The 22,602-nt window shown below is 66.6% G+C and carries 17 protein-coding genes and 1 riboswitch; of the genes, 16 read left to right on the top strand and 1 reads right to left on the bottom strand.

Going from position 1 to position 22,602, the window contains the following annotated elements:
• The 6 genes from L1787_RS07565 (at position 1) to L1787_RS07540 (ending at position 9,060) form a co-directional block, all read left to right on the top strand.
• Positions 1-540 carry a TRAP transporter small permease gene (locus tag L1787_RS07565; protein ID WP_235708086.1) on the top strand — a complete coding sequence of 180 codons (540 nt, stop codon included), beginning with the start codon at positions 1-3 and terminating at the stop codon, positions 538-540.
• Complete coding sequence (locus tag L1787_RS07560) at positions 537-1,817, top strand: TRAP transporter large permease (RefSeq protein ID WP_235708085.1); 1,281 nt, start codon at positions 537-539, stop codon at positions 1,815-1,817. The genes L1787_RS07565 and L1787_RS07560 overlap by 4 nt, the downstream gene beginning before the upstream one ends.
• 273 nt (positions 1,818-2,090) lie before the next feature.
• The gene (locus L1787_RS07555) at positions 2,091-4,382 is read left to right on the top strand and encodes an FdhF/YdeP family oxidoreductase (RefSeq protein WP_235708084.1); all 2,292 of its coding nucleotides are present in this window, start codon (positions 2,091-2,093) and stop codon (positions 4,380-4,382) included.
• A gap of 181 nt (positions 4,383-4,563) precedes the next feature.
• Positions 4,564-5,658: a cysteine synthase A gene (gene cysK, locus L1787_RS07550; protein WP_235708083.1), complete on the top strand. Its 1,095-nt coding sequence runs from the start codon at positions 4,564-4,566 to the stop codon at positions 5,656-5,658.
• Between the two features lie 80 nt (positions 5,659-5,738).
• Positions 5,739-5,944: riboswitch (cobalamin riboswitch) on the top strand.
• A gap of 34 nt (positions 5,945-5,978) precedes the next feature.
• Positions 5,979-6,476 carry a copper chaperone PCu(A)C gene (locus L1787_RS07545; protein WP_235708082.1) on the top strand — a complete coding sequence of 166 codons (498 nt, stop codon included), beginning with the start codon at positions 5,979-5,981 and terminating at the stop codon, positions 6,474-6,476.
• A 283-nt stretch (positions 6,477-6,759) separates the two neighbouring features.
• The gene (locus L1787_RS07540) at positions 6,760-9,060 is read left to right on the top strand and encodes a xanthine dehydrogenase family protein molybdopterin-binding subunit (protein ID WP_235708081.1); all 2,301 of its coding nucleotides are present in this window, start codon (positions 6,760-6,762) and stop codon (positions 9,058-9,060) included.
• Between the two features lie 12 nt (positions 9,061-9,072).
• Here the strand turns inward: L1787_RS07540 and L1787_RS07535 are convergent, their stop codons facing one another.
• Positions 9,073-9,654: a cupin domain-containing protein gene (locus tag L1787_RS07535; protein WP_255720344.1), complete on the bottom strand. Its 582-nt coding sequence runs from the start codon at positions 9,652-9,654 to the stop codon at positions 9,073-9,075.
• A gap of 142 nt (positions 9,655-9,796) precedes the next feature.
• Between L1787_RS07535 and L1787_RS07530 the strand changes: the two genes are divergently transcribed.
• The 10 genes from L1787_RS07530 (at position 9,797) to L1787_RS07485 (ending at position 22,519) form a co-directional block, all read left to right on the top strand.
• Positions 9,797-11,089 (top strand): NAD(P)/FAD-dependent oxidoreductase, encoded by a 1,293-nt coding sequence (locus L1787_RS07530; RefSeq protein WP_235708079.1) that lies wholly within the window; start codon positions 9,797-9,799, stop codon positions 11,087-11,089.
• Positions 11,090-11,095: 6 nt separating this feature from the next.
• The gene (locus L1787_RS07525) at positions 11,096-13,150 is read left to right on the top strand and encodes a hydantoinase/oxoprolinase family protein (protein ID WP_235708078.1); all 2,055 of its coding nucleotides are present in this window, start codon (positions 11,096-11,098) and stop codon (positions 13,148-13,150) included.
• Complete coding sequence (locus L1787_RS07520) at positions 13,150-14,832, top strand: hydantoinase B/oxoprolinase family protein (RefSeq protein WP_235708077.1); 1,683 nt, start codon at positions 13,150-13,152, stop codon at positions 14,830-14,832. Before L1787_RS07525 ends, L1787_RS07520 begins: the two co-directional genes overlap by 1 nt.
• 50 nt (positions 14,833-14,882) lie before the next feature.
• Positions 14,883-15,929 carry a TRAP transporter substrate-binding protein gene (locus tag L1787_RS07515; RefSeq protein ID WP_235708076.1) on the top strand — a complete coding sequence of 349 codons (1,047 nt, stop codon included), beginning with the start codon at positions 14,883-14,885 and terminating at the stop codon, positions 15,927-15,929.
• Between the two features lie 78 nt (positions 15,930-16,007).
• Positions 16,008-16,520, top strand: coding sequence for a TRAP transporter small permease (locus tag L1787_RS07510; RefSeq protein WP_235708075.1), 513 nt, complete (start codon positions 16,008-16,010; stop codon positions 16,518-16,520).
• Between the two features lie 4 nt (positions 16,521-16,524).
• On the top strand, positions 16,525-17,817 hold the full coding sequence (locus L1787_RS07505; protein ID WP_235708074.1) for a TRAP transporter large permease: 1,293 nt from the start codon (positions 16,525-16,527) through the stop codon (positions 17,815-17,817).
• Between the two features lies 1 nt (position 17,818).
• Positions 17,819-19,051, top strand: coding sequence for an MFS transporter (locus L1787_RS07500; protein ID WP_235708073.1), 1,233 nt, complete (start codon positions 17,819-17,821; stop codon positions 19,049-19,051).
• Positions 19,052-19,465: 414 nt separating this feature from the next.
• Positions 19,466-20,515 carry a TRAP transporter substrate-binding protein gene (locus tag L1787_RS07495; RefSeq protein ID WP_235708072.1) on the top strand — a complete coding sequence of 350 codons (1,050 nt, stop codon included), beginning with the start codon at positions 19,466-19,468 and terminating at the stop codon, positions 20,513-20,515.
• 130 nt (positions 20,516-20,645) lie between these two features.
• Positions 20,646-21,236, top strand: coding sequence for a TRAP transporter small permease subunit (locus L1787_RS07490; protein ID WP_235708071.1), 591 nt, complete (start codon positions 20,646-20,648; stop codon positions 21,234-21,236).
• The gene (locus L1787_RS07485; protein WP_235708070.1) at positions 21,236-22,519 is read left to right on the top strand and encodes a TRAP transporter large permease; all 1,284 of its coding nucleotides are present in this window, start codon (positions 21,236-21,238) and stop codon (positions 22,517-22,519) included. The genes L1787_RS07490 and L1787_RS07485 overlap by 1 nt, the downstream gene beginning before the upstream one ends.
• Positions 22,520-22,602 lie beyond the last annotated feature (83 nt).

Here is a 22,602-nt window from a genome sequence, read left to right as displayed (position 1 = left end):
ATGACCGAGTTATCACGGCGTACGGACGCGCTCATTGCGGCGATCCTGCGCTACGGCATCGAGCCGTTCCTCAAAATCGCGGGCATCGCCCTATGCCTCGTCATACTGCTGCAGATCGGCGGGCGTGAGATCCTCGACGCGCCCTATCGCTGGACCGACGAGGTCTCGCGGATGATCTTCGTCTGGTTCTCCTTCATCGGCGCGGTCTATGCGCTCGCGAAGGGCCAGCATCTCGGCATGACGTTGATCCTCGACAACGCGCCGCGGCCGCTCGCGCGGGTCCTCACCATTCTCATCGGGGTGAGCACGATCCTGTTCGGCATCGTCGTCTGTTACGGGTCTTCGACCGTGATGGAGGCGGCCGGCCGGCAGGTCAGCACCGTCCTCAGACTGCCGATGTGGTATATCTATATCGTGTTCCCGATCATGGGCGTCGGCTTCGCCCTTTGCGGCCTCAGCCAGATCTTCGCCGCCCTGTCCGATCGCTTCGTCCACGTGACGGCGCACGGTGTCGAGGAACTCAAGGAGAGCGCGGCATGACCGTCGCCGTCACCTTTTCCGCCCTGATCGGGCTCATCCTGCTCGGCGCACCGATCGCGATCACGCTTCTCATCTCGACCTCCGCCGGGTTGGTGTTCACCACCGAGCTCCCCGTCGCGGTCGTGGTGCAGCGGATGTATACCGGCATCGACAGCTTCACGCTGATCGCGATTCCGCTGTTCATCCTGACCGGACGCATGATGGCGCTCGGCGGGATCACCAACGAGCTTCTGGAACTGTCGCGCAGTCTCGTCGGCTTCATGCGCGGCGGCCTCGCCTATGTGAACGTCGTCTCCAGCATGTTCTTTGCCGGCATCACCGGCTCGGCGACGGCCGACACCTCGTCGGTGGGCGCCGTCCTCATTCCGGCGATGCAGAAGCGCGGATACGATACCGGCTTCTCCGTCGCCGTCACCGCCGCCTCCTCGACCATCGGCATCATCATCCCGCCGAGCATTCCGCTCGTCATCTATGCCGTCGTCTCCGGCACGTCTGTGGGGCGGCTCTTCCTCGCCGGCGTCATTCCGGGCTTCATGATCGGCTTCGCCCTCCTCCTCGTTTGCGGCATCCTCGCGCGGCGGCGCGGCTATCCGGTGGAAGGCACGTTCTCGCTGAAGCGCGCGGTGAAGGCGACGATCCGCGGGATCCCGCCGCTCACCACCATCGTCATCATCGTCGGCGGGATCACCTTCGGCGTCTTCACGCCGACCGAGGCGGCCGGCGTCGCGGCGGCCTACTCGTTTCTCCTCGGCACGATCTATTATCGCGAACTGAAGCTCTCGATGATGCCGCGCATCATGCTGGAGGTCTCGCTCGTCACCGCGGCGGTCTCGCTCATGATCGCGACCGCCTCGGGGCTCGGCTGGCTCCTCGCGGCCGAACAGGTCCCGCGCGAGATCGGCGGCTGGATCACGCAGATCTCGTCGAACCCGATCGTCGTGCTCCTCCTCATGAACCTCGTGTTCCTGTTCGTGGGCACCTGGCTCGACCTGACGCCGGCGCTCATCATCTTCACGCCGATCTTCCTGCCGATCGCGACCGCCCTCGGCATCGATCCGGTGCATTTCGGCCTCATCGCGGTCGTCAATCTCGGCATCGGCCTGTTCACGCCACCGGTGGGGCTCTGCCTCTTCGTCGCCTGTAGCATCGCGAAGATACCGATCGGCAAGGCGATCGTGCCGACGCTGCCGTTCTTCCTCGCGATGCTCGTCGTCCTCCTCCTCATCACGCTGGTTCCGGCGCTGGTCCTCACCCTGCCGAACGCGATCATGGGTTGAGGCCCGATCACGGCCACGTCGAAAGCCCCGGTTCGCCGATCGCGAGCCCGGGCTTTTTTTGTGCCTCGAATCGAGCGCGTTCGGCCCGAAATTTGACCTCGCCAACGATCGAATATCCCATATGGTACGTTAGATCTGGGACATTGATCCAACCTGCGATCCGACGCGAAATGTGTGACTGTGCGGCGGAAACGAGGCTCGCCATCATAGCCGCATTGGCTTTATCCTATAGTTGCACGGCGAGCCTGTCGTTCTCGAACCGGAGGTCCATCCGTGGCCAAGAAGAGCATCCGAGTCTACGAACATCCGGCGGGCGGCTGGGACGCGTTGAAGGCTCTCGGCGGACAGCTGCTGGAGCAGAAGAGCCCGCTCAAGGCGGCGAACACCCTGCGTCACGTCAACCAACCCGACGGCTTCGACTGCCCCGGCTGCGCCTGGCCCGATCCCAAGCACACGTCTTCGTTCGAATATTGCGAGAACGGCGGCAAGGCGGTCGCCTGGGAGGCGACGGCGATGCGGTGCACGCCGGAATTTTTCGCCGCGCACACCGTCACCGAGCTCGAAAGCTGGAACGACCACGACCTCGAAATGACGGGCCGCCTCACCCACCCGATGGCCTATGACGCGGCGAGCGACCGCTATCTCCCGGTCTCCTGGGACGAGGCGTTCGCGACGATCGGCGCCGCCCTCGCCGCCCTTCCCGATCCCAACATGGCCGAGTTCTACACCTCCGGCCGGACCTCGAACGAGGCGGCCTTCCTCTACCAGCTCTTCGTGCGCGAGTTCGGGACGAACAATTTCCCCGATTGCTCCAACATGTGCCACGAGGCGACGAGCGTCGGGCTGCCCAAGTCGATCGGCGTCGGCAAGGGAACGGTCCTGCTCGAGGATTTCGACAAGACCGACTGCATCTTCATTTTCGGCCAGAATCCCGGCACCAACAGCCCGCGAATGATGACGAGCCTGCGCAACGCCGCGCGGCGCGGCGTCCCGATCCATTCCTTCAACCCGTTCCGCGAGCGCGCGCTCGAGCGCTTCCAGGCGCCGCAAGATCCGGTGGAGATGACGACGCTCACCTCCACGAAGATCTCCTCCTGCCTCTACCAGGTGCGCGTCGGCGGGGACGTCGCGGTTTTGAAGGGAATCATGAAATGCCTCGTCGAGTGGGACGACGCGGCCCGGCGCGACGAACATCCTGCCGTTCTCGATCATGAGTTCATCGCCGGCCACACCGCCGGATTCGAGCCCCTCGCGGCCGACCTGCGGGCGACGGCGTGGGACGATATCGAGCGGTGCTCCGGCCTCACCCGTGCCGAGATCGAGGATACGGCGCGAACCTATGCGCAGGCCGAACGGGCGATCGTCGTCTATGGCATGGGCCTCACCCAGCACCGTTTCGGGGCGCAGAACGTCCAGCAGGCTGCGAACCTGTGCCTCCTGCGGGGCAATATGGGAAAGGACGGCGCCGGCCTCTGCCCGGTGCGGGGTCACTCGAACGTGCAAGGGGACCGCACCGTCGGCATCACCGAGGTGCCAAGCGCGGAGTTTCTCGAACGGCTCGAAAAGCGCTTCGGCTTCACCCCGCCATCGGCGCATGGGCACAATGTGGTCACGGCGCTGGAAGCCATGACGCGGGGGGACGTGCGCGCCTTTATCGGGATGGGCGGCAATATCGTGTCCGCGATCCCGGACTGGGAGCAGACGCACGCCGCATTCCGCAAACTCGACCTCACCGTTCACATCTCGACGAAGCTCAATCGCAGCCATCTGGTCCACGGCAAGACGGCGCTGATCCTGCCCTGCCTCGGGCGCACCGAGATCGACATTCAGGCGAACGGCCCGCAGTCGGTGACGGTGGAGGACTCGATGTCGATGGTCCACGCCTCGGCCGGACGCAACGCGCCGGCCTCGGAGCATCTCCTCAGCGAGCCGGCGATCGTCGCGGGGATCGCGCGCGCCACGCTCGGCGCGCGCAGCGTCGTCGATTGGGAGCATTTCATCGCCGACTATGACCGCATTCGCGACGCGATCGAGGCGGTGTTCCCGATCTTCGAGGCCTACAATGACCGCATCCGCGTGCCGGGTGGCTTCCACCTCACCTCGACGGCGCGGGAACGGATCTGGGTGACGGACAGCGGCAAAGCAAACCTCATCGTCCATGAAGGGCTCGGCGAGGATCCGGCCCTTCACGACGCGGACGTCCTGTGGCTGACGAGCGTGCGCAGCCACGACCAATATAACACGACGCTCTATTCGCTGTCGGACCGCTATCGCGGAATCAAAGGCCAGCGGGACATCCTGTTCATGAACCCCGAGGAGATCGCGAAGCGCGGGCTGAATGACGGGGACCGGGTCGACATCACCGCCGTCTCGGTGGACGGGATGGAGCGCAAGGTCGCGCGGTTCCGCCTCGTCTCCTACGCATTCCCGAACGGGGCGTGCGCGGCCTATTATCCGGAGGTGAACCCGCTGGTGCCGCTCTATGCGCACGATCCGATGAGCTTCACCCCGTCCTACAAAGCGATCCCCGTGCGCATCACGCCGAGCGCGGAGGCGCGCGCCTGACGGGTGTCGCCCGGCCATTCCTCCTCGAACGCGATATGGGCCGCCTCGGGGCGGCCTTTTTTTTGCACGACTTGACGTGACCGGACGGCGGTTCACTTGAATGGTAAGGTTGTCCGCCAGGTGGAGGAGGAAAGCCGATCCGCCGGGGGCGCAAACCAGAAACGCCGAAAGGAATGCTGCGATGCAAGACCAGCAAAACGCCGGCACCGGTGTCCGACACACGGACGGTCGCGGCCGCGTGTATGACAGCATCGTCGAGACCGTGGGTGATACGCCGGTCGTCAAGGTGAACCGCCTCGCGCCGGAGGGGGTCGACATCTATGTGAAGGCCGAGTTCTTCAACCCGGCGGCGTCGGTGAAGGATCGCCTCGCGGTCGGCATCATCGAGGACGCGGAGCGGCGCGGCCTGCTGTCGCCCGGCCAAACCGTCGTCGAGGCGACGAGCGGCAACACCGGGATCGGCCTTGCGATGGTGTGCGCGGCGAAGGGTTATCCGCTCGTCGTCACCATGGCCGACAGCTTCTCCGTCGAGCGGCGGCAGCTCATGCGCTATCTCGGCGCCAAGGTCGTCCTGACACCGCGCGCCGAAAAGGGTTTCGGCATGTACATGAAGGCGAAGGAGCTCGCCGAGCAGAACGGCTGGTTCCTCGCCCACCAGTTCGAGACCGAGGCCAACGCCGAGATCCACGCCAACACCACCGCGCGCGAGATCCTCGCCGATTTCGACGGCGCACGGCTCGATTATTTCGTCACCGGTTACGGCACCGGCGGAACGGTGGCGGGTGTCGGCCGGGTCCTGCGTGCGGCGCGTCCCGAGGTGAAGATCATCCTGTCGGAGCCCGCGAACGCGCAGCTCGTCGGCTCCGGGATCAAGCAGGAGCGGAGCGAGGACGGCGGGCCGAGCGTCAGCCATCCCGCCTTCGAGCCGCATCCGATCCAAGGCTGGACGCCCGACTTCATCCCCGCCGTCCTGCAAGAGGCGATCGACAAGGCCTATTATGACGACCTCATCCCGATCGCCGGGCCCGAGGGCATGAAATGGGCCCGCGAGCTCGCGGCCAAGGAAGGCATCATGACGGGCGTCTCGGGCGGCTCGACCTTCGCCGTCGCGATGGAGGTTGCAAAGTCGGCCAAGCCCGGATCGGTCATCCTCGCCATGCTGCCCGACACCGGCGAGCGTTACCTGTCGACGCCGCTTTTCGAGCCCTTCGGCGCCGACATGAACGAGGAGGAGACCGCGATCTCCCGTTCCACGCCGGGTTATCAGCTCGGTTGATCACATCGCGGGCGCGGCACGGCTCCGCGCCCGTCTCTCCGCTGCGCGCCGTCACACGGCTTGGCAGGCCGCGTGCGATTTGCAATCCTCCATCCGTCGGCTCGGCGTCGCTTCGGTGACGCCATGGGAATCCGGTCGAGAGCCTCGCGCTCGAATCCGGAGCTGCCCCCGCAACTGTACGCCTGGAGCGTTCGTCGAAATTCACCACTGGGACATCCGTCCTGGGAAGGTCCGACGAGCATGTCGATGGGCAAGCCAGGAGACCGGCCGACGACGATGACGACCATGCAACGGGGCGGAGGGCCCCAAAGGAGACTTTCATGAAGAACATGCTTTTGGCGATGTTCGCGACCGCCGCACTGTCGACGGCGGCCATCGCACACCATGCCGGCGAACAGTTCCGCGCCGGCGATATCGCCGTCAGCCACGCCTACACCTTCGAAAATGCCGAGATGGCGCACGCGATGCGCGTCTACGTCACGGTCCACAACACGGGCGACACCGCTGACAAGCTGATCGGCGCGTCCGTGTCGTTCGCGGACGAGGTGGCTTTTGAAGCCCAGGTGATCGACGCGTCCGGCTCGCTCGTGACCAACACGCTGACCTCGATCACCGTGCAGCCCGGCCAATCGCTGACGATGCAGCCCGGATCCGTCTGGATCGAGCTCGACAGCGTGCAGTCCACCTTCAAGCACGGCCAGCATTTCGACATGGCGCTGACCTTCGAGAGGGCCGGCACCGTGACGATCGAAGTCGAGGTCGAAGAGAGCGAGCACGGCGACGACCACGACCACGACCACACGAAGGCCGATTCGTAAGCGGGCGCGGCCTCGCGCCACCGTGAGGCCCACGCTCGGCACGAGACCGTTCCAGGTCGGCCGATCGGCGGGCGGGGACGACCTCGCCCGTCTGTTCGGAACCCGATCGTTGAACGATTGAACCGTTTCAATCCGCTAACAAGTTCCCCACCCGATCGCCGCCCTCGACCAAGTGTTCCGATCGGTGGCTTCTCTTCAGAGAACATGCCACCGTCTGGAGCAGCGGCGGAGCCCTCTCCGGCCGCCTTCACCGATCGACGATTGATCCCGGCAGAGTGACCCGATGAGCGAGACCGACAGCGCAGCCGGAGGGCGGATCGAGGATCTGCGCTTCGTCACCGGAGCGGGCCGTTATACGGCCGATCGCGACCCGTTCGGCGCGCTTCATCTCGTCGTCGTCCGCTCGCCCCACGCGCATGCCGACATCGTGGCGATCGACACCGCCGCGGCGGCGGCGATGCCGGGCGTCGCCGGCGTCTTCACCGAGACCGATCTCGCCCGGGACGGGCTCGGCACGCTGCCCTGCAGTGTCGCCTTCGAGCCGGCTTCCGCGCTCACCGTTCCGCCGCGCTATGCCCTCGCCCGTGGGCGCGTGCGATATGTCGGCGAACCCGTCGCCTTCGTCGTCGCCGAGACGCGCGCCGCCGCCGAGGACGCCGCGGAGCTGGTCGCCGTCGACTATGACGAGCGCCCCGCGATCGTGGGCGCCGCCGAGGCGCTCGCCGCGCCGCCAATCTGGGACGAGGCTCCCGCCAACCTCGCCGTCACCTTCGAGAAGGGCGACCGGGCGGCGACCGATGCTGCCTTCGCGAACGCCGCCCACATCGTCGAGCTCGATCTCGTCAACAACCGTGTCAGCGCGATGCCGATGGAGCCGCGCGCCGCGATCGGCGACCTCGACCCGGCGACGGGAACGCTCGTCCTCGAGGTCAGCGGACAGGGCGTGCACGGGATCCGCGACGCCCTCGCCGGCGACGTGTTCCATCTCGACAAGGATGCCATCACGGTGGCGGCGCGCGATGTCGGGGGCGGCTTCGGGCTGAAGAATTTCCCCTATCCCGAGCACGTTCTCGTCCTATGGGCGGCGCGGCGGACGGGGCGCACCGTGCGCTGGGTCTCCTCGCCCTCGGAGGACTTGATGGGCGCGGTCCATGGCCGCGCGATGCGCTATCATGGCCGCCTCGCGCTCGATGCGGACGGCACGTTTCTCGCTCTTGAAGTCGACACGATCGCCGAACTCGGCGCCTACGCCTCGACCGTCGGTCCCGGTGCGTCGACGGCGGCGATGTCCACCGCGCTCGGCGGAATTTACGACATCCCGGCGATGGCGATGCGCTCGCGCGGGGTCTTCACGAACACCTGCCCGGTCGATGCCTATCGCGGTGCGGGCAAGCCCGAGGCGAATTATGTCCTCGAACGCCTGATCGACGCCGCCGCGCGTCGATGTGGGTTCGACCCGGTCGCCCTTCGCCTCGCCAATGTGGTCGACCGGTTTCCGCATCGGAAGGCGCTCGGCGCCGAGCTCGATAGCGGGCGCTATCGCGAGGCGATCGAACTCGCCGCGCGCCTTGCCGACCGCGACGGCTTCGCCGGCCGCCGGACCGAGGCGCAGTCGCGTGGCCGGCGCCTCGGCCTCGGCGTCGCCTGTTTTCTGGAGAGCGCCCGCGGCACGCCGCAAGAGGAAGCCGGCGTGCGCTTTGCCGAGGATGGCCAGATCGAGCTCGTGACCGGCACTGAATCCAACGGCCAAGGGCACGAAACGACCTTCACCGACATTGCCGCGCAGCGGCTCGGCCTCCCCCGCGACCGCTTCCGCTATGTCCAGGCGGACACCCGCAAGACCCGGATCGGCTTCGGCCATGGCGGCGCGCGCTCGATGCACATGGGCGCCGGCACGCTCGCGACCGCGCTCGATCAGATGCTGGACCGGGCGCGGCCGATCGCCGCCCGCCTCCTCCAGACCGAACCGGGGCGGCTCGGTTATGAAGCCGGCCGCTTCACCGTGCCGGAGGACGGCCGCTCCGTCGGGCTCGACGAGGTGGCGCGGGCGGCGGCGGACGGGGCTTTCGGCGGCGAGACCCCGCTCGATACGTTGATCCACCGCACCGATGCGCCCTTCACCTTTCCCGGCGGCTGCCATATCGCCGAGGTGGAGGTCGACCCGGAGACCGGCGCGGTCCTCATCCGCCGCTATATCGCGGTCGACGATTATGGGACGGTCCTCAATCGGACACTGACCGAGGGGCAGGTCGCCGGCGGCCTCGCGCAAGGGATCGGGCAGGCGCTCGCCGAAGCGATCGTCTACGAGGACGGCGGGCAGCTCCTGTCGGGCTCGCTGATGGACTACACCCTGCCGCGCGCCGACGATCTGCCGGCCTTCGAGATCACATTCCATGGAACGCCCACGGCGGCGAACGCGCTTGGCGTCAAGGGCGCAGGTCAGGCCGGGTGTATCTCGGCCCCGCCGACGATCATCGCCGCGCTCCTCGACGCGCTGTCCCCGCTCGGCGTCGCGACGATCGAGATGCCGGCGACGCCCGAGCGCGTGTGGCGCGCGATAACGGACGCGCGCGCAGCGGCCTGAGCCGCCGGGCTCTCAGTAGATCGGCGGGGTGTTGATCCAGAGGACGCGGGTTTCTTCCTCGGCGGCATTGCGGAAGCGGTGCTGACGCTGGCTCTGGAAGGTGAAGCTGTCGCCCGGATTGAGGAGCAAGCGGGTTTCGTCGACCCACAGCTCCAACCGGCCGGAGAGGACGAGGCCGCCCTCCTCCCCGTCATGGGAAAAGACGTCCTCGCCGGTCGAACCGCCGGGGGCGAGCACGATCATCAGGAGCTCGAGCGTGCCGATCGGTTGCGGCGTCAGGAGCTCCTTGACGAGCCGCTTCTCGCCGAAATCGAGCTTGCGTCTGGCATCCTTGCGCACGACGAGCCCGTCTTCCGCCGATGCGTCCTCGTCTTGCTCGGAGAACAACGTTCCGACCGGAATATTGAAGGCGCTGCTCAACGCATAGAGCGAGCGAACCGAAGGTGATGTCAGCCCCCGCTCGATCTTGCTGATCATGCTGACCGAAAGGCCGGTCAACTCAGCGGCCTGTTCCAAATTCAGACCTCGACGTTTTCGGTAGAAGCGAACGCTTCGTCCGACCGCCTCGTCGGGTCTAGCTCCGTTGGCCGCCATCAATACGTCTCATATCCGGGAATCTCCCTAGCTTCGTTTGGCAATGGTTGCCCTCGATGACAAGGATTTTTTTGATTGAAAGTCAAAAAAACGACGCATAGGGTTCGACTGTCATTCAAATCGAGACGGTCATTTGGTGCCAATGCCTCCCCATCCCCGGTCGGCCTGGCGTGCTACATCCGTAGCGCAACGGACCTTTCCGAACCTCGACGGCGACCGTGACACCGACACGCTGATCATCGGCGCGGGGTTCACCGGATTGTCGACCGCCCGCGACCTCCTCGCCAAGGGCGCGGAGTGCCTGGTGGTGGACGGCAAGGACGTCGCGTTCGGAGCGAGCGGGCGCAGCGGCGGCTTCGCGGTGCCACGCTACAAGGCGAATTACAGCACGCTCGCAAAGACCTTCGGCAATGCGATGGCCGTCCATCTCTTCCGCGAGGTCGTCGGCGCGACGGACGCGATCGCACAGACGGTCGAGACGTTCAAAATCGACTGCTCCTATCAGCGAAACGGCCACGTCACGCCGGCCCACAGCCCAGGTGCGCTGGAAGGAATCGAGGCCGACGTCGCCTTTCTGAAGGCCCATGCCGAGGACGATGGCGCCCACATCCTCGACCGCAAGGCGACCGCCGAGGCGCTCGGAACCGAGGTCTATTTCGGCGCCTATGTCGACGGCCGGGGCGGCTGTCTGCACCCTTACGACTATACCCGCGGGCTCGCCTCGGGCCTGGCCGATCGGGGCGTGCCGATCAGTGTCGGAACGTCCGTCACCCGGCTCCAGCGCGATGGCGATCGTTGGATTGCTGAAACGAATAAAGGCCGTATCCGCGCGCGGTGCATCGTTATCGCAACCAACGGTTATTCGCTCCCTTTACGCGGCGCGGGGACGCTCCACCGGCGCATCGTTCCGGTATCCTCTTCGGTTGTCGCGACACGTCCTCTCGATTTGAACGAGAGTAGAAAAACGCTGCCGAGCCTCCTGCCCGTCACGGACACGCGCCGGCTCGTCAATTATTTCCGGATGCTGCCGAACGGGCAGCTCGTTTTCGGCGGCCGCGGCGATATCACGGGCCGCCGTGACGACCCGGACGCCTACAAGATGATCGAGGGCCACCTCGCGACGACCTTCCCGCATCTTGCCGGGATCGACATCCAGGAGCGCTGGTCCGGTTTCGTCGCCGTCACGCTCGACGGCTTTCCGCACGCCGGCGCGCTCGACGACAACCTCTTCTACGCGATCGGATATGGCGGGCGCGGTGTCGCCCTCACGAGCCTGATGGGCAGCCGCCTCGCCAAGATGGCGCTCGGCGAACCCATTCCGTCCGATCCGATGGGGGATCAGGGTTTCACGCCCGTCCCCTTCCACGCCTTCCGCCGCACCGGGATGCGGATCATGGCGAAATACTACCAGTTTCGCGACCGAATTGAACGATAGGGAACCATGCCGAGTAAGATCGAAATTGGCGTTGATATCGGTGGCACGTTCACCGACGTCGTCTGCCGCACACCCGATCAGCCGCTGCGCGTCATGAAGGTGGCGACCACGCGGGCCGATCCGAGCCGGGCGGTGCTGACCGCCGTCAACGACCTCAAGGAGACGGCCGGCCTCTCGCCCGCGGACATCGCCCGCTTCGTGCACGGCACCACGGTCGCGACGAACGCCGTCCTTGAGCGCAAGGGGCCGAAGACCGGCCTCCTGACCACCGAGGGCTTCAAGGACATCCTCGAGATCGGCCGCCAGATGCGGCAGACGATGTATGCGGCGGTCCTCGAACCGGAAGTGCCCGGCTATCTCGCCGAAGGCGCCTACCGCCACGAGATCGGCGAGCGAGTCGCGCATGACGGGTCGGTCGTGCGCCCGCTCGACGAGGCCTCCGTGCGCCGCGCCGCCGACGCGCTCGCCGCCGAGGGCGTCGAGGGGATCGCGATCTGCTTCCTGTTCTCCTTCGTGAACCCCGATCACGAGCGGCGCGCCGCGGAGATCATCCGCGAGGCGCATCCGGGCATCGCCCTGTCGCTCTCCTGCGAGGTCGATCCGGCCTTCCGCGAATATGAGCGCACCGTCGTCACGACATTCGACGCCTATATCAAGCCCGTCATCGACAAGTATCTCGCCAATCTCGAAGCGGGGCTCGAACAGGCCGGCGTTCCCTGCCCGCTTCAGATCATGCAGTCGCGCGGCGGCATCGCCTCCAGCGAGATCGTGCGCCAGCGGCCGGTGCGGCTCTTCCTTTCCGGTCCCGCGGCCGGCGTGGTCGGGGCGCAGATGGTGGGCAGCGCCGCCGGCATCGGCGACCTCATCAGCGTCGATATCGGTGGGACGAGCTCGGACATCGCGTTGATCCGCGAAGGCAAGCCGCTCATCCGCCCCGAAGGTTATGTCGCGGGCTACAATATCCGCGTCCCGATGGTCGACGTGAACGCCATCGGCTCCGGCGGCGGCAGCATCGCCTGGATCGACCCCTCGGGCGGTCTGCGCGTCGGACCGCATTCGGCCGGCTCCGAGCCCGGTCCCGCCTGTTATGCCCGTGGCGGCGAGGAGGCGACCGTGACGGACGCCTCGATCGTGCTCGGCTATCTCGATCCCGATTATTTCGCAGGCGGCACGCTGAAGCTTCAGCCCGAGCTCGCCTTCAAGGCGGTCGAGGAGAAGGTCGCCAAGCCGCTCGGCATGTCGGTCGAAGAGGCCGCGCTCGGCATTCACCGTGTGGTCAACACGCAGATGACCGAGGGGATCCGCCTCGTTTCGATCCGTCAGGGGTACGATCCGCGCGAGTTCGCCCTCCTCCCGCTCGGCGGGGCCGGCGGCATCCACGCCGCGGCGCTCGCCAACGAGCTCGGCATCAACCGCATCATCGTGGCGCGCCATCCGGGCGTCCTTTCGGCGACCGGCCTCCTGTCAGCCGTGACGGAGCACGAGATGTCCGTCGCCTTCAACCGCGAGGTCTCCGCCCTCGATCTTGCCGAGCTCGGCGAGGCGCTGAAGGGCCTCGACGCCCGCTGCGCCGTCCTGATGGACAAGGAAGGCGTCGCCCCCGAGGACGTCGAGATCCAGTATTTCGCCGACGTCTGCTATGTCGGCCAGTCGCATTATCTCGAAGTGCCCTTCACCCCCGAAAAGGGTGTCGGCGAGACGCTGCACGCCGGCTTCCAGGCCGCCCATCGCCGCGTGTTCGGTCACGCGACCGAGGCCCCGACGGCGATCGTCAACGTGCGCGCCATCCATCGCGCCGGCGGCGAGATCATCATCGACAAGGAAGAGGCCGTCGCGGTGTCGGACGCTGCGAAGGGCACGCGTGACATCATCGTCGCCGGCCACGAAGGCCGTGTGAACGCCACGATCTACGACCGCGAAAAGCTCGCGCCCGGCCAGACGCTGCCCGGCCCCGCGATCATCGAGCAGGCCGACACCACAACCCTCGTCCCGCCCGGCTGGAATATCGACGTTCTGGACGGCGGCACGATCCTTCTCGTTCGCGAAGGAGCGAAGGCGTAATGACCCAGGAGACGAAGCTCGACCCGATCACCGTCGAGGTGGTGCGCAACAAGCTCGACGGCATCGCCAACGAGATGGAATCGACGCTGCTGCGCTCGTCCTTCTCGCCGATCGTGCGCGAGGGCCTCGACGCGTCCGCGAGCCTCTTCACCCTCGAAGGTGAATCGCTCGCCCAGGCGGTCGCGATCCCGATCCACCTCGCGACGATGATCCCCGTCGTGAAGCGGATCTCGACCGAGTTCCCGCCCTCCACCATGAAGGAGGGCGACATCTATCTGATGAACGACCCCTATCTCGGGGGCACCCACCTTCCCGACATCGCCCTCGTGATGCCGATCTTCGCCGACGGTCGGCCCATCGCCTTCGCCGCGACGATGACCCACCACCAGGATGTCGGCGGCATGGCGCCGGGCTCGATCCCGACCAACGCGACCGAGATCTATCAGGAGGGGCTGCGCCTCCCGCCGCTGAAATTCCGCGACGGGCCGGACAAGTTCGACGAAACCGTCATCAAGATCCTGCGCCTCAACAGCCGCATCCCGGACACCTTCATGGGCGACATCCACGCCCAGGTGTCCGCCTGCACGGTCGGCGCGCAGCGCGTCGCCGAGGTCGCCAAGACCTATGGCCGCAACATGATGACGGCGATCTTCGCCGACCTTCTCGACCGCTCCGAGCAGATGACCCGCGAGGCCCTCACCCAGATCCCCGAGGGCACCTACCGTTATGTCGATTTCAACGACAATGACGGCATCGAGCTCGACAAGCGGATCCGCATCGAAGTCGCCGTGACCATCAAAGACGGCACCTTCTCGTGCGATTTCACCGGCACCAACGCGCAGGTGCGCGGCCCCTTCAACGTCGTGCCGTCCGGCTCGCAGGCCGCGGCCTATTATGCGCTGCGCACCATCACCGGCGCGCACATTCCGACGAATGGCGGCTGTTTCCGCGCGGTGGAGCTCAACCTTCCGAAGGGCAGCATCCTCAACCCGGTCGAGCCCGCCCCGGTCAACTCGCGCACCGCGACGATCAAGCGGGCGACGGGCGCCATCCTCGGCGCGCTGCGGGAAGTGCGACCCGAGGTGGTCGGCGCCGACGCTGCGGGCGAGATGCTCGCTCTGATGTTCGGCGGGATGCGCCCCAACGGACGGCGTTATGTGGTCGGCGAGCTGATCGCCGGCGGCAGCGGCGCGGGTCCGAACAGCGACGGCGTCGACGTGATCGAGACCGACGCCACCAACTGCATGAATCTCCCCGTCGAATCCTTCGAGCGGGATGCCCCGATCCGCATCAACGCGACGCGCCTGCGCCGCGATTCGGGCGGCGCCGGGCGTCAGCGCGGCGGTCTCGGCATCTATCGTGAATACGAAGTGCTCGAGGGCGAGGTCGTCTTCACCCACCGCGGCGAGCGGCACTTCTGTGCCCCGGCGGGCGCGGAAGGGGGCGAATCCGGCATGATGGCCCGCAGCGTCATCCACCGCGCCAGCGGGGAAGACGAGGTGATCCCGTCCAAGCTGGTGACGCGGCTCTTTCCGGGAGACCGCGTGGTGATCGAGACGGCGGGCGGCGGCGGGTTCGGCGCTCCGGCGGAGCGTCGGCGCGAGGCGATCGAGGCGGACCGGGCCAACGGCAAGGTCTCCCCCGAGGAGGCGCGCAAGGTGTACGGCCTCACGGACCGATAACAATCGGCCGGGGGTTGCGAGCGAACTGACACCATAAGGAAGGAGCTGAAATGAGACGGCACCACAAGGCACTGACCCGTGCCGCCGCAACGGCGATCGTCGCCGGCACAGCGGCGTTCGGCCTGATGGCCGACACGGCCCCTGCATCCGCGGCGGACGCCAATTGGAAGATGCACATCGTCTGGGTTCCCGCGCGTCCCGAGGCGCAGGCCTATCAGACCTTCGTCGACACGGTGAACGAGAACGCCGGCGACGCGCTTCAGATCCAGCTCTTTCCGAGCGGTAGCCTCGGCGTGAAGGACGCGGACATGCTCCGCTTCCTGCCGCGCGGCAACATCATCCAGGCCGCCGGCCTCTATCCGGGCTACCTCACCCGCGACAAGCCGCAATACGCCTTCACCTTGCCGCCCGGCGTCGTCTCCCAGCCGGAGATGCTGCAGGAGATCCTGCCGGAGCTCTCCGAGATCTACGGCGAGACCTATGACGAGGCGGGCATCGAGCTTCTCGGCTTCGTCGGTCATGCGGTGCGCGACACGCACATCATGTGCAAGGAGCCGGTGAACACGCTCGACGAGCTGCGCGGCAAGAAGGTCCGCGTGTGGGAGCAATTCCACGTCGACGTGTTCAAGAAGCTCGGCGTCTCGGCGCAGATCGTCGGTCAGAACGACCTCTATGTCGCGATGCAGACGGGTGTCGTCGACTGCGCGGTCTACCCGATCGGCCTCGCCGTGACGGTGTCGCTCCAGGAAGTGGCGCCTTATGCGAGCTACCTCTTCCCCTATGTCCTCCACCCGCTGAACATCCTCGCCTCGAAGACGGCGTTCGACGCGCTGCCGCCCGAGACGCAGGAGATCGTGCGGGACGCGGCCAAGAAGGCGGAGGCGGAATCGTTCGAGGCCTATCTCAGCGGCGTCAACGACAAGAAGGCCCTCGAGGTCTTCGAGGCCGACGGCGGAACGCTGCTCGACCCCTTCCCCGAGGCCGATCAGCAGGCCTTCGTCGACGCCGCCCGCGAGACCTGGAAGGAACTCGCCGACGGTGGCGGCGAGGCTGCGCAGGCGAATTACGAGACCATCTCGAACGCCATCAATAAATAATTCCTGCGCCGGCGGCGGTTGATCCTGCCGCCGGCCTTTTCTTTTTGACCAAGTGCATCGAGGAGAAGTGAGTCGGTGATGACGGGTGTTTTACGCTGGGCCGATCGATTGGCCGCGATCTTTGCAGGTCTTGCGGCTATTCTTGCCATTCTGATGGCGGGCTTCGTGATGCTCTCCGCCATCATGCGCTATCTCGTCGGCTCTCCCTTCGCCTTCACCGAGGAGTTGGTCGGCCTTCTCTTTACCGCGATGATCTTCGTCGGCCTGCCGGTCTGCACGATGCGTCGCGCACACATCTCGGTGACGATCGTCCCGGACCTGTTGAAGGGCGCGGCGCGGCGCAATCTCGACCGCATCGCCTACGCGCTGATCCTCGTCTTCTGCATCTGGTTCGGCACCCTCACACTCGAATATCTGGAGACCACCTTGGCCCTCGACGCCCGCAGCGCCGGAAGCCGCCTCATCCTGTGGCCGTGGACGGCCGTTTTGCCGGTCTCGTGCCTCCTGTCGGGCCTTGCCGCCGCGTTGCGGATCATCGAGCCGGGCGGCGCGCACACGATCGCCGAACACGCGCACCGCGGGGCGGAGTAGGATCATGGTTTGGTTGATCATCCTCGCCGGTTTCATCGTCACGGCGCTGACGGGCATTCCGATCGGGCTCGGCCTCGCCATGACGGGCCTTGCGATCCTGCACTTCGTCGTCGGCGGGGCGGCCGATCTCGGCGTCACCGCGGTCTGGAACGTCTTCACCGACTTCACGCTGAGCGCCGTGCCGCTCTTCATCTTCATGGGCGAGATCATGCTCGTGAGCGGCGTGTCCGGCCGGCTCTATACGGCAATCTCGCCGCTCTTCTCGCGCGTTCCGGGTCAGCTCCTGCACACCAATATCGCGGTGTCGACCCTCTTCGGCGCGGTCTCCGGCGCCTCGACCTCGACCGCCGCTGCGGTCGGCTCGGTCGCCTATCCCGAGCTTGAGAAACGCGGCTACGATCCGCGCGCCGTCGTCGGCACGCTGGCGGCGGGCGGCACCCTCGGCCTCCTCATCCCGCCCTCGCTCTCGCTCCTCATCTACGGGGCGACGCAGCAGGTCTCGATCGGTCAGCTTTTCCTCGCCGGCATCCTGCCGGGGATCATGTTGGCGGCGATGATGATGGCCTATATCGGCCTCGTCCTGTCCCGCCGCAAAGGCACCGTGCCCGACAATGACGATCCGAACTGGAGCCTCGGCAAGGCGCTGCGCATCCTCTTGCCGATCTGGCCGATCGGGTTCCTGGTGTTCGCGGTCCTCGGCACGATCTATCTCGGCCTCGCGACGCCGACCGAGGCGGCGGGTCTCGGCGTCGGCGCGTCGATCGTTCTCGGCTTCCTGTGGGGCGATCTCACCCTGCGCAAGCTCTGGGCGGCCTTTATCGATTCGGTGCAGGTCTTCGTCTCGATCGGCGTCGTGATGATGGGGGCACTCATCCTCGCGCAGGCGATGTCGATCCTCGGCCTGCCGCTCCAGGTGCTCAGCTGGATCGAATCGATGAACCTCTCCCCGCTCGCCGTCCTCGTCGCCGTCAGTATCTTCTATCTGATCCTCGGCTGCTTCTTCGACGGCATCTCCTTGATGCTGATGACGCTGCCGATCGTCTTCCCCGTCCTCACCGGCGTCGGCTACGATCCGGTCTGGCTCGGCGTCGTCATCACCATCCTGATCGAGATCGGGATGCTCACCCCGCCGGTCGGCATGAACCTTTACGTCCTGTCCGGCATCACCGGGAACCGGGTGACGCTGTTGCAGGCGGCGGGCGCCTCGCTGCCCTTCTGGCTGATCCTTCTGTCCGGCGTCGCGATCCTCACCCTCTTGCCCGGCATCGCCCTCCTCTTGCCGAACAGCCTCTATTGAGATGACGCCTCCCGTCACCGGGGCCCTCGTCGGACGGCGGCTCGCCGCCGTCCTCGCCCTCTTCGGCATCGCCTATTTCCTGTCGCTGTTCTTCCGGTCGGTGAACGCGATCCTGGCGCCCGTGCTCGAGCGCGATCTCGGCCTCGGCCCCTCTGCGCTGGGCCTCCTCACCGCGACCTACTTTCTGGGCCTTGGCCTGATGCAGGTGCCGATCGGCCTCTGCCTCGACGCCTACGGCCCCCGCCGCGTGCAGGCGAGCCTCCTCGTGATCGCGGCGGCCGGCATCGGCCTCTTCGCGATCGGCGAGGACGTCGCGATCCTGTCGATCGCCCGTGCCTTGATCGGCATCGGGCTCGGCGGTTGCCTGATGGCTGCCTTCCACGCCGCCGCTCTGTGGCTCGCGCCGGAGCGTGCGCCGTTTGCGAACGGCCTCTATCTCGCCGCCGGTGGGCTCGGGACCCTCGCGGCGACCGCGCCCGTCGACCTTGCCCTCATGGTGATGGACTGGCGCACCCTCTTTGCGATCATCGCCGCCGCGACACTCGTCCTCGCCGGTTCCATCGCCCGCGTCGTCCCCGATCCGCCCGTGCGCAGCACGGTGAACTGGGGCGAGCGGATCGCGGGCATCGCCACCGTGGTCCGCAATCCGGCGTTCGGCCGTTATCTTCCCCTGACCGCCCTCACCTTCGCGACCGGGAGCTCGATGCAGGGCCTTTGGGCGTCGGCCTGGCTGCGCGATGTCGGCCTTCAGGATCGCGAGGCCGTGGCGCTGACGCTGACCGCGATGGCGGTGGCGCTGACCGCCGGCTCCGCCGCGGGCGGCTGGGCGAGCCTCGTCGCCGAACGGGTCGGCCTGCACCTTCGCCATGTCGTGCTCGGCAGCGCCGGCCTGTTCCTCCTCGCCCAGGCGGGGCTCCTCCTGTCGTCGGGCGACCTCTCGATCGCCTTCTGGATCCTCTTCGCGCTCACCTACAACGCGGTCACGCTCTCCTACGCGCTCGTCGCGCGGGGGGTGCCGGTCGCCTTTGTCGGGCGCTCCAATAGCTGCATGAACACGGTCGTGATCCTGTCGACCTTCGCGGTCCAGTATGGGCTCGGGGTGTTTTTCGGTCTCTATCAGAGCGAAGCCACCGGCCGGATCGACACCTCGGCCTTTCCGCTCGGCCTCGGCGCGCTCTTCCTCGCCCAGCTCGCGGCCTTCGCCTGGGCCCTTCTCGGCGCCCGGCGCGGCTGACCCGGCGGGCCGTCTGGGGCAATTCCCCGGAGGGCCGGCCACCGGCCTTCGATAAAATCCGAGCGCCGCTCCGCAATGCTCGTCCCACCCCGGCGAAGTCGATCAAGGACCCGGCCGACCGCCCGGCGATGCCGCACGCGCGAACACATGCCGCCCCCGGCCATCTTGACCAAAACCTCAAGTTTCTGAAGCGGTTGCACCGACCCGCCTCGTCGGCGGCGGTCCGAGGCCGACGGAATGCGGCGCGACTGTTGCGCCGCACAACCGCGCGCAAGTTGCGGGCAGAGGCCGCCCGTTCGGCGCGCAGTCGGCCCAACATCCAGGCAATCCGCCATTTTCGACCACAACCACGCTTGACTGCACGAAATATATCTATTGGATATTTGGTGCGGCTCAGGACCACGGAGGTGTCGGATGAACAAGATGACCATTGCACTGGCGGCCGCCAGCCTCGGACTAATCTCCAGCGCTTCGGCGCAGGATCTGCCGACCTTGCAACTCAAGGCAATCGGCCTCAACAGCGCCACGCCGGTTTCGATCGTGGACGAGGTCCCGTTCTGGAGTGAGACGATCCCGGAGGCCTCCGGCGGCAAGATCACGGCCCAGGTGACCCCGCTCGACCAGATGGGCATCGACGACAAGACCATGCTGCGCCTGTTGAAGCTCGGCGTGATGGACTTTGCCGGGATGGACATCTCCAAGATGGCCGGTGACGACCCCCGCTTCGAGGGTTGCGACCTCGCCGGCCTCACCCTGACGCCCGACGAGGCGCGCGCCGCGTGCGATGCCTATCGCGACGTGATCGACCGCATCCTCCAGGAAGACTGGAACGCCAAGCTCCTCGCGATCGGTGGCAACACCCCGCAGGTCTTCTGGTGCCGCGAGGTCGTCGACGGGCTGAACGGGCTGAAGGCCAAGAAGGTGCGCGTCTTCAACAACACGATGCGCGACTTCCTCGCCGGTCTCGACGCGACCGCCGTGTCGATGGCCTTCGCCGAAGTCGTCCCCGCCCTCAATAACGGCGTCGTCGACTGCGCGGTGACGGGCAGCCTGTCCGGCAACACCGCCGGGTGGAACGAAGTCACGGACTCGATCTACCCGATGTCGCTCGGGTGGAGCATCAACGTTCTCGCCGTCAACTTGAACACCTGGAACAAGTTCGACGACGCGACGAAGGAATTCTTCCTCGAGCAGACGGCCGCCTACGAAGACAAGATGTGGGAGACGATCAAGACGTCGACCAGCGAGGCGGACAACTGCAACACCGGCCAAGAGCCGTGCACGATGGGCAAGCTCGCCACCTCGACCATCGTCCCCGTGAAGGACGAGGAGAGCGAGATGCACAAGGAGCTCGTCGAAGGCGCCGTCCTCGCCGGCTGGGCGTCCCGTTGCGGCGCCGATTGCGTGAAGGAATGGAACGAGACGGTCGGCGCCAAGCTCGACCTCGAAGCCCCGCTCCCCTGACGCCACCGAGCGGCGCCACGCCACGACCGGCGCGGCGCCGCCCGACCCCCCCGGCAAACGGCCTCTTGCAACAACGTTCGTGCGCCTCGCGGCGAACGCCGCCCCTCATTCGGACGACGGGAGATCGCCCATGGACGGAACGATGAACGCGCTACGCGCCTTCGCGCGGTGGAGCAGTTGGTTCGGAGGCGCGCTGATCCTCATTGCCGCGCTCCTCATCGGGGTCGATGTCGTCCTGCGCAAATTCTTCCTGATGTCGATCGGCGGCGCGGACGAGCTGGCCGGCTACGCCCTCGCGATCGCCTCGGCCTGGGGGCTCGGGGCGGCGCTCATCGAGCGGGCGCACATCCGGATCGATTCCCTCTACGGCACCTTCCCGCAGGCCCTGCGCCTCACACTCGACATTGTCGGCATCGCGCTCTTCCTCGCCTTCTTCGCCCTCGTCACCTGGCATGGCTACGGCGTGTTCGAGCAATCGATACAATCGGGCTCGCGCGGCCAGTCGGCGCTGCAAGTGCCCACCGCGATACCGCAGCTCATCTGGTTCGCCGGCCTCGTCGTCTTCCTCATCATCGGAATCACGCTGCTCACCGTCGCGGTGCGCCTCATCCTCAAGGGCGAGGCGGGCGCCGCCTCCCGCATCATCTCCACGCGCTCCGCGCAGGAGGAGATCGAGGATGAATTGCGCGTGGCCGACATTCGCATAAAGGCGCGCCGCTGATGCTCCTCGTCACGATCCTCGTCCTTCTCGGCCTCCTCGCGCTTGCCGTTCCCGTCGCCGCCGTCCTCGGCGTCCTCGGCTACACACTGTCCTCGCTCTATTCGCCTCTCCCCCTCAGCCTCGCGATGGGTGAGGTCGTGTGGAGCACCTCCAACAACTTCCTCCTCGTCGCGATGCCGTTCTTCGTGCTCCTCGGCGAAATCATGTTGCGCACGGGCATGGCCGAGCGGATGTACGCCGCACTCGTCCTGTGGATGCCGTGGCTGCCGGGCGGGCTGATGCACGCCAATATCGCGTCCTGCGCCCTCTTCGCGGCGACCTCCGGCTCGAGCGTCGCGACGGCGGCGACGATCGGCACCGTCGCCATCGACGAGGTGGAAAAACGCGGCTATTCCGAGCGGCTCTTTCTCGGCACCATCGTCGCGGGCGGCACACTCGGCATCCTGATCCCGCCATCGATCAACATGATCGTCTATGGCGTTCTCACCGAGACCTCGATCCCGCGCCTCTATCTCGCCGGCTTCCTTCCGGGCATCCTCCTCGCGGCCCTCTTCAGCCTCACCGTGCTCGTGCTCTGCCTGATCCGTCCCGGCCTGGGTGGCACCCGCACCTTCGCCACCTGGGGCCAGCGCTTCCGCTGCCTGCCGGACCTCCTGCCGCCGATCATCATCTTTCTCGCCGTCATCGGCTCGATCTATGCCGGCTTCGCGACGGCGACCGAATCGGCCGCCCTCGGCGTGATCGCCGCCCTCGCGATCGCCGCGGTGAAGCGCCAGCTCACGGGCCGCGTCCTCCTCACCGCCTTCGAGGGGACGATCCGAACGACGGCGATGATCATGGCGATCATCCTCGCGGCCTACTTCCTGAACTTCGTGATCACGGCGATCGGGCTCACGGGTCACATCAACTCGATGATCACCTCGCTCGGGCTCACCGACCTCCAGCTCCTCGCGGTGGTCGTGCTCTTCTATCTGGTGCTCGGCATGTTCATGGAGACGCTGTCGATGATGGTGGCCACCGTGCCGATCATCACGCCCGTCGTCATCGCGGCGGGTTTCGACCCGGTCTGGTTCGGCGTCATCATCATGCTCCTCCTCGAGCTGGCGATGATCACCCCGCCGGTGGGCATCAATCTCTACGTGGTCCAGGGCCTTCGCAAACGCGGCCGGATCGACGACGTGATCATCGGCGCGGCGCCGTTCATCGCGGCGATCGTGATCACCATCGCGATCCTCACGATCTGGCCGCAGGTCGCCCTTTGGCTTCCCTCGCAGGCGCGCTAGCGGTGCGAGGGCGAGGGGCTCCCCTCGCCTCCGCCGCTCCGCGCGTTGCGCCATGACAGCATACGGCGCCCCCGACGGCGCCG

The sequence above is a fragment of the Acuticoccus kalidii genome, assembly GCF_021556395.1.
GTDB lineage: Bacteria > Pseudomonadota > Alphaproteobacteria > Rhizobiales > Amorphaceae > Acuticoccus > Acuticoccus kalidii.
This window is presented reverse-complemented; position numbering and strand designations above follow the sequence as displayed.

Bases quoted from the DNA above. Each gene is read 5' to 3' on its own strand.
- L1787_RS07565 (WP_235708086.1), top strand. From the start codon at position 1: ATGACCGAGTTATCACGGCGTACGGACGCGCTCATTGCGGCGATCCTG.
- L1787_RS07560 (WP_235708085.1), top strand. From the start codon at position 537: ATGACCGTCGCCGTCACCTTTTCCGCCCTGATCGGGCTCATCCTGCTC.
- cysK (WP_235708083.1), top strand. From the start codon at position 4,564: ATGCAAGACCAGCAAAACGCCGGCACCGGTGTCCGACACACGGACGGT.
- L1787_RS07545 (WP_235708082.1), top strand. From the start codon at position 5,979: ATGAAGAACATGCTTTTGGCGATGTTCGCGACCGCCGCACTGTCGACG.
- L1787_RS07540 (WP_235708081.1), top strand. From the start codon at position 6,760: ATGAGCGAGACCGACAGCGCAGCCGGAGGGCGGATCGAGGATCTGCGC.
- L1787_RS07535 (WP_255720344.1), bottom strand. From the start codon at position 9,654: ATGGCGGCCAACGGAGCTAGACCCGACGAGGCGGTCGGACGAAGCGTT.
- L1787_RS07530 (WP_235708079.1), top strand. From the start codon at position 9,797: ATGCCTCCCCATCCCCGGTCGGCCTGGCGTGCTACATCCGTAGCGCAA.
- L1787_RS07525 (WP_235708078.1), top strand. From the start codon at position 11,096: ATGCCGAGTAAGATCGAAATTGGCGTTGATATCGGTGGCACGTTCACC.
- L1787_RS07520 (WP_235708077.1), top strand. From the start codon at position 13,150: ATGACCCAGGAGACGAAGCTCGACCCGATCACCGTCGAGGTGGTGCGC.
- L1787_RS07515 (WP_235708076.1), top strand. From the start codon at position 14,883: ATGAGACGGCACCACAAGGCACTGACCCGTGCCGCCGCAACGGCGATC.
- L1787_RS07510 (WP_235708075.1), top strand. From the start codon at position 16,008: ATGACGGGTGTTTTACGCTGGGCCGATCGATTGGCCGCGATCTTTGCA.
- L1787_RS07505 (WP_235708074.1), top strand. From the start codon at position 16,525: ATGGTTTGGTTGATCATCCTCGCCGGTTTCATCGTCACGGCGCTGACG.
- L1787_RS07500 (WP_235708073.1), top strand. From the start codon at position 17,819: ATGACGCCTCCCGTCACCGGGGCCCTCGTCGGACGGCGGCTCGCCGCC.
- L1787_RS07495 (WP_235708072.1), top strand. From the start codon at position 19,466: ATGAACAAGATGACCATTGCACTGGCGGCCGCCAGCCTCGGACTAATC.
- L1787_RS07490 (WP_235708071.1), top strand. From the start codon at position 20,646: ATGGACGGAACGATGAACGCGCTACGCGCCTTCGCGCGGTGGAGCAGT.
- L1787_RS07485 (WP_235708070.1), top strand. From the start codon at position 21,236: ATGCTCCTCGTCACGATCCTCGTCCTTCTCGGCCTCCTCGCGCTTGCC.